Annotated in this window: 3 protein-coding genes and 2 pseudogenes; all 5 read right to left on the bottom strand. The window is 61.1% G+C overall.

Annotation, left to right across the window (positions count from 1 at the left end):
- Positions 1-291 (bottom strand): annotated as a pseudogene (locus GCT19_RS40965) (hypothetical protein); the annotation flags it as partial.
- 155 nt (positions 292-446) lie between these two features.
- Positions 447-1,718, bottom strand: coding sequence for a cytochrome P450 (locus GCT19_RS40960; RefSeq protein WP_152855012.1), 1,272 nt, complete (start codon positions 1,716-1,718; stop codon positions 447-449).
- The gene (locus GCT19_RS40955; protein WP_152855011.1) at positions 1,715-2,698 is read right to left on the bottom strand and encodes an alpha/beta hydrolase; all 984 of its coding nucleotides are present in this window, start codon (positions 2,696-2,698) and stop codon (positions 1,715-1,717) included. The genes GCT19_RS40960 and GCT19_RS40955 overlap by 4 nt, the downstream gene beginning before the upstream one ends.
- 51 nt (positions 2,699-2,749) lie before the next feature.
- Complete coding sequence (locus GCT19_RS44565) at positions 2,750-3,886, bottom strand: cupin-like domain-containing protein (RefSeq protein WP_193727529.1); 1,137 nt, start codon at positions 3,884-3,886, stop codon at positions 2,750-2,752.
- A gap of 289 nt (positions 3,887-4,175) precedes the next feature.
- Positions 4,176-4,437, bottom strand: a pseudogene (locus GCT19_RS40945) (IS6 family transposase); the annotation flags it as partial.

Here is a 4,437-nt window from a genome sequence, read left to right as displayed (position 1 = left end):
GTAGTCCTCCATATAGCCGGTGATCTGCCGCATCCCCCAGCCGAACAGCCGGTAGAAGGTAAAGATCAGCTCGATGTACGCCGTGGTATAGGTCGGCTCACGCCCCGACACGCCCGGCGTACGGATCTTTGCGTTGATAAGCTGCGCCTTCAGATCGCCGCCCGGCACATACAGGCTGATCATGCCGCGCTTTCTCAGGCTCTGGTTATACGCCCGCGCGTTCGTCACCCGGTACCCCGGCTTCTTGCGCTTGCGCGCTTCACCCGTCTTTAGTCTGGCTTTATATGGCATTATTCAATGCTGGCTTCATGATGTTGCGCCTTTACACAACCCGCAGCATCTTTGCAATACCCCATCCGGACAAAGCCCAGCTGCGCAGTTATCCGGCGGCGAAGGCTGATTGGCATGAATACGGCCGGTCGTGAGGAGAATCGACCGCTTACACATCATCCGTGCGACGACTCGTGCAGCCATAATGCCACATAGCCATGAACGATCCCGTTTTGCTGGCGGCGGCTTCGTTTTTCGTCGACGACGGCGCGCGGCAAACTGTCGATGACGGCGGCAAGCACGGCTTGCACTTCGAGCGTTGCGATCGCTCGTCCCACGCAAGCGTGCATGCCGGCGCCGAAGCCAAGACTGGCTGCTCCCTTGCGTCGGATGTCCAGACGATCAGGGCTGTCGAATACGAGCGGATCGCGGTTCGCGGAACCCAGCAGCAGAACAATTTGTTCGCCACGGCGAATACGCTTTCCGTGGAAGTCCAAGTCGCGCGAGGCGTATCGCACGGCGCCGTGCGCGGCCGGGTCATGCCTTAGCAGTTCCTTGACGGTCCTCTCGATAGCGGTCCGGTCGCGGACACATTCGTCCCACAGCTGCCGCGTCAGTGCAACGCCCGCCACAGTATTGCAGATAGATCGTGCAGTGGTGACGAAACCGGCGACGAACAAGAACGCGAGATTGTCGATCAGTTCATTGCGGCTCAATGCGCCTTCCCGTTCGAGTGCCAGCAGAGGGCTCACTGGATGAACAGTGGCCCCCTTCTGATCGATATTGTCGATAAACCGCCGCACGAGCTCCGCGTAATCGTTAGCCTCCTTGCGCAGCCGGTCGTGCTCAGTCGCATCGATTTCGACATTGCTCATCAGCTTTGCAACCGGCACGCAAGCGTTCAGCCACATGTGTACCTGGTCCGCGGGGATGCCAATGATCTCGGAGATCGTACGCACCGAGAGCAATAACGCGACCTTTGCAATATCGCATCCTTCGGCGCTGGTGAAAGCATGCACGAGTGCTTTTGCATTGCGCTCGATAGCGGGACGCAGGGCCTCGAAGGCCGTACGAGAGAACAACGGCGCCAGCGCTGCGCGCATCCGTGCGTGATCGTCACCACACTGCCGGTGCACCGCGTCGCGCCCGATAACAAAATTATCGCCACATGGCGGATGCGTCAGAAAGTGGCCATTGGTATCACCCAACACGTCCATGCAATCGGCGTGCCGCGTGACCAGCCATACACCGTTCGGGCCCTGTGATACAGCAGAGGTGTTGCGCAGCCATGCGTATTGCGGGTAGGGATCGGCCTCGCTGAGGCCAAGAATGTCCAGCGCCGGGGCTTCTTCGGACGTTTCGTCCGGCAGCGGTCGATCGCCACGCCCCAGCGGTGCGGTCACCGGCTCCTGGAATCTCTGCTGCCGGGCGTGCATCGTATTGGTCATGATCCGATCCCCGCCAGTTCAAGCATGGTGTCGAAGGCGGTTGTCAGCAACTGTCCGGCCTCGGCGCGCGCCACGCCGGCATGGGGAACCATGCCGGCCATCGAAAAGAAACCGTGGATCATTCCTGTGTAGCAGCAGATAGAAACGAGATTCCCGGCGTCGCGCAGCTTGCATGCATAGAGAAATTGTTCGTCGATCAGCGGATCGTATTGTGCGCATACGATGACCGCGGGCACCAGGCCGGCATAGCCGCCATCGGGTTGCCGCGCGGCGTCCAGGGGAGCGAAACGCCAGTCGTCGCGATCGCGTTCATCGAGCAGATACAGTGACTGCATCTGCTCAATGGTTTCGAGCGTCAGGTAGTATCCCGTCGCGTAGGCGGTATGGGATTCCAAGTCTAGGCGGCGCGAAAGCCCCGGGTAGACCAGCAGTTGCATCGCGAGCGGAATCTCCGCATTACGGGCGTTGATGGCGGTAACCGCAGCGAGCGTCGCACCCGCGCTCTCCCCGCCCACGGCAATGCGATTCGGGTCAAGTCCAAGCAGATGCGCATTGCGAGTGAGCCAGAGCAGCGAGTCGAAGGCGTCGTCAATGGCGCATGGAAACCGGAATTCGGGCGCAAGCCGGTACGCTACCGACAGCACCGCACATTGCGCCTCGACGGCCAGCGCCCGGCATTGCGCGTCGGCGGTCTGAAGGCTGCCGAACACGAAGCCGCCCGAATGAAAATACAGCAGCACGGGCTGCGGTTCCGTCCAGCAAGGCCGCACCGGACAATACAGCCGGGCAGCCAGCGTTGCGCCTCCCCGGACCGGCAGTTCCAGATCTTCCATATGTGCGATAGCGCAGGGCTCGGTATCGCACAGCGGCGCGAAGAATTCAAAGTAAGCGCGCGCGTCCTGCAGAGGCAGCGTCGCCACGGAGGCTTTGCGCGCGCGCAGCCGCTGCAGAAGCTCGTTGAAATTCGGATGAAGTGGCATGGCGGAAGTAGGCGAAGTCAGATCAGGAGAAGCACACCGTGATCGACTGAGTCAAGTGGCTGCGGCTGACAGCAAGTGCGCAAATGCATGAAGCGATGAATCAGAGGCGAGGCGGCTAATGGAAAGCGTGGCGTCGCTTGCCCATACGCAATGGAACCAGCCAAGGGGAATCAACAGCAGGTCACCGGGCTCGATCGTGACCTCGACGAACCTTGCATCTGCGAATTTTGGAAAGTGCGTCAGATCCGGTGCACCGGCATCGACCAGGCATGGTCGATAGCTGTTGAAGGCATCCAGTGCATAGAGGTTGGACGCTTCCTGCGGCGCATACAGCCGCAAGTGCTTGCGCCCAAGCACTTGCGCAAGAAATGAATGTCCGGTGTCGCAGTGCAAGTGCGTCACGAGACCGTTACCGGCACTCCGGCCGAACCATAACTGCGCGGGGCCGAACATTTCAGGAGGCAACGGAGCGGGGTCGAAGCGGCCGTTCCACGCTGCTGGCAGCAAGCCACCGCCCGAGTATGTCAAGTCAGCACCGCTCTCTGGGCCGGCGGATGCGAGCGTGGAAAGGAAGTCGCTGACCGTTTGCACGCGTCCGCTCGCGGGATCCAGGCGCAAGGCGATATGGCCTTCGTGTTCGTGCCACTGCGCAAGGCTCCAGCCAACTTCCGGCCATTGGAAGGCAGCTTGTACCCGCAGCGGCAAGCTTGACGTGCCGCACTGCAGGATACGCCGGAGCCAGTGCGGAGCCGTACGCGCATGGACGTTCTCCACTTCGTCAATCGGGCCGACGCCTCCCGACTGCGCGCGTTCCAGCGCCGCGCGATCGGCTGCCAATGGCCGCTTCAGCAATTGCAGCCAGTAAGCTGCCACGCGTGCCTCGCCTTCAATCCGCACGCCGCCTAGTGCCGCAATTTCACGGTTGCGCGGGTCAAAACCAGTTGGATCTGCCAGCATCCTGGCCGCCACGGATGATGACATGATGATCCGCGCGGCAGGCGCAAGCACTGACGGTATTACCTCTGTGCACTCGATCTCGCGCCCGAGTGTAAACCGCCAGTTGCCGCGGTCCATGTCGGACACGCACAGGTCGACATGGAAACGCTCGTGCATCGGCCGGTAATGCTCGGCCAGACGCGCGTTCAGCAGGCGGGGAAGCGTCTCTGCCGACACGGCAGAGACGTGCACTCGCCGATCGTCGTACAACGGAGGGTTAGGGTGCATACGGTTAGGTGATCCATCAACGATGCGATCAGTATGCAATGCCTGGCTTGCCAACGGGCCGACGAGAAGAAGTCGTCGATGCAAAACCGAAGTCCGGCGAGTTGAAGCCGCGATAAGCGTCTCGTGGCCGAAGGTGAAGGGACCAGGTGGTCGAGCACGATCGCGGCGCGGAGCAAAGCGCCGATGATTCTGCGCCAGGGCTTTGTCACGTTAGAGGGGAGAGAAGGCAATGCTGGCAGGGGCGATCAGTTGCTCAAAAAGCGATAGACGGAGTTTGGGTGAGTTCGGTGAAGCGATGCCACGCAGCAAATCGCAAGGCGAGTTGTTGGCGATAGCGTGAAGCCCGTAGCCGATGTCGCTTGAGGGCAAAGTGCTGTCGGATCGGGCCGAAGTTCGACAGGAAAGCTTGAGTGCGCTCGGGCAGGCGGAAGCCCCGCATACGCCGTTCGCGTTCCCGGGTTGGCTGATGACTATTCTCGGCGCGGTTGTTGACGCGGGCGCTGGCTTTGACGAAC

It is taken from the genome of Paraburkholderia atlantica (assembly GCF_009362785.1).
Classification (GTDB): Bacteria; Pseudomonadota; Gammaproteobacteria; order Burkholderiales; family Burkholderiaceae; genus Paraburkholderia; species Paraburkholderia atlantica.
Note: the sequence above shows the minus strand (reverse complement) of the source record. Positions and strands in the feature narration are given on the sequence as shown.

What these genes read in the sequence shown, in the direction of transcription:
- GCT19_RS40960 (WP_152855012.1), bottom strand. Translation starts at nt 1,718, where the DNA reads ATGACCAATACGATGCACGCCCGGCAGCAGAGATTCCAGGAGCCGGTG.
- GCT19_RS40955 (WP_152855011.1), bottom strand. Translation starts at nt 2,698, where the DNA reads ATGCCACTTCATCCGAATTTCAACGAGCTTCTGCAGCGGCTGCGCGCG.